General features: G+C 72.1%; 2 protein-coding genes. One reads left to right on the top strand and one right to left on the bottom strand.

What is annotated here, in order from left to right:
- Window positions 1-789: LpxL/LpxP family Kdo(2)-lipid IV(A) lauroyl/palmitoleoyl acyltransferase (locus D183_RS0123380; protein WP_017911133.1), on the top strand; the 789-nt coding region annotated here is incomplete at its 5' end.
- A 4-nt stretch (window positions 790-793) separates the two neighbouring features.
- Here D183_RS0123380 and D183_RS25855 read toward each other — a convergent pair.
- The coding region (locus D183_RS25855; RefSeq protein WP_017911132.1) for an O-antigen ligase family protein at window positions 794-1876 on the bottom strand (1083 nt) is incomplete at its 5' end.

The raw sequence follows: 1876 nt of genomic DNA, 5'->3' as shown, positions 1-1876 counted from the left end.
GGCTGGCTGGCGCTGCGCCTGGCCGGCACCCGCCGCCACGCCGCCGAGGTGAACCTGAAGCTGTGCTTCCCGGAGCAGAGCGATGCCTGGCGCGAACGCCTGCTGCGCGACAGCTTCGATGCGCTGGGCGTGGGCGTGTTCGAATTCGCCCGCGCCTGGTGGGGCGGCATCGGCGCGATCCGCCGGCGCACCCGCATCGAGGGGCTGGAACACCTGCAGGCCTTGCAGGCGCAGGGCCGCGGCGTGCTGCTGGTGTCGGGCCACTTCATGACCCTGGAGATCTGCGGCCGGCTGCTGTGTCAGTACGTGCCGCTGGCCGGCATGTACCGGCGCCACCGCAATCCGGTGTTCGAATGGGCGGTCAAGCGCGGCCGCCTGCGCTACGCCACCGCGATGTTCGCCAACGAGGACCTGCGCGGCAGCGTGCGCCATCTCAAGCGCGGCGGTTTCCTGTGGTACGCGCCGGACCAGGACATGCGCGGCAAGGACACGGTGTTCGTGCCGTTCTTCGGCATGCCCGCGGCCACCATCACCGCCACCCATCAGCTGGCGCGGCTGACCGGCTGCGCGGTGGTGCCGTACTTCCACCGCCGCGAAGGCGCCGACTACGTGCTGCGCATCGCGCCGCCGCTGCAGGACTTCCCGTCGGAAGACATGGTCGCCGACACCGCGCGGGTCAACGCCGCCATCGAGGCGATGGTGCGCGAAGCACCGGCGCAGTATCTATGGATCCACCGCCGTTTCAAGCGCCAGCCCGGCGGCCGCAGCGACTTCTACGAGCGCGGCTGAGCGCTCACCCCGACGTCGCGGCATCGGCGCGCTCGCCCGGTTCAGTGTCGTTCGCCAGCAGGGCGCCGGCGTACAGGCCGATCAGCAGCATGGTCAGCCCGCCCCAGAACGACGAATAGAACGCTAGGTGGGTATTGAACGGGAACACCGTGATCAGCAGCGCCTGCATCGCCGGGCGCGCCCGCTCGCGCGCCTGCGCCGAGGCGTAGCGCCAGGCGCGCCACGCCTGCGCGGCACCGGCCAGCCACAGCAGCAGGCCGATCACGCCGGTCTCGGCGAGCACCTCGAGCACGATCTGGTGGGCATGGAACGCCGGCTCGCGCCCCCATTCCCCGGCATGGCCCGGATCCGGGTCGCACCCGACGTAGGCCTCGCGGAAGCCGCGCACGCCGACGCCGTTGATCGGGTGCTGGCGGATCATGCACCAGGCCGCGCTCCAGATCTGCGCACGCCCGGTCAGCGCCGCGTTGAGGTCGGCCGGATGCCCGCTGAGCGCGCGCGCGGTGCGCTCGAAGCGGTCGTGCACCTGCGGCGACACCACGCCCAACACCCCCGCCACCAGCAGCGCGGCCACGCCCAGTGCCAGCAGCTTGCGCGCGCCGAGCAGGCGCCAGCCCGACAGCACCAGCAGCACCGCGAAGGTGATCCACGACGCGCGCGATCCCGCCAGCACCAGCACCACGCCGACCGCCCCTGCCGCGATCAACCAGCCCCAGGCACCGCCGCGGCGCGCAGCCAACCCCAGCAGGAACGGCGATACGCTGGCCAGCACCTGGCCGAACTTCAGGTTGCACGGGCCGAACACGCCGCTGAGGCGATCGGCCAGGGCGATCTCCTGCGGCGTGCACAGGCCGTGGTGGCTGATCGCCCACTTCAGCTGGTCCAGCGACCAGAACAGCGGGCTGGTGCCGCACAGCGCCTGCGCCAGCGCATCCACGGTCCAGAGCGCAGCGATCACCGCCAGGCCGTTGAAGGTGGTGCGACGACCGCGCGGCGTCGCCACCGCCATCGCCACCAGCCACAGGAACGGCAGGAAACGCAGGTCCACCGCCGATTCGCGCAGCGCCAGCGGCACGTCCACCGCGCC

This window comes from Xanthomonas sp. SHU 199 (assembly GCF_000364665.1).
Lineage (GTDB): Bacteria > Pseudomonadota > Gammaproteobacteria > Xanthomonadales > Xanthomonadaceae > Xanthomonas_A > Xanthomonas_A sontii.
Note: the sequence above shows the minus strand (reverse complement) of the source record. Positions and strands in the feature narration are given on the sequence as shown.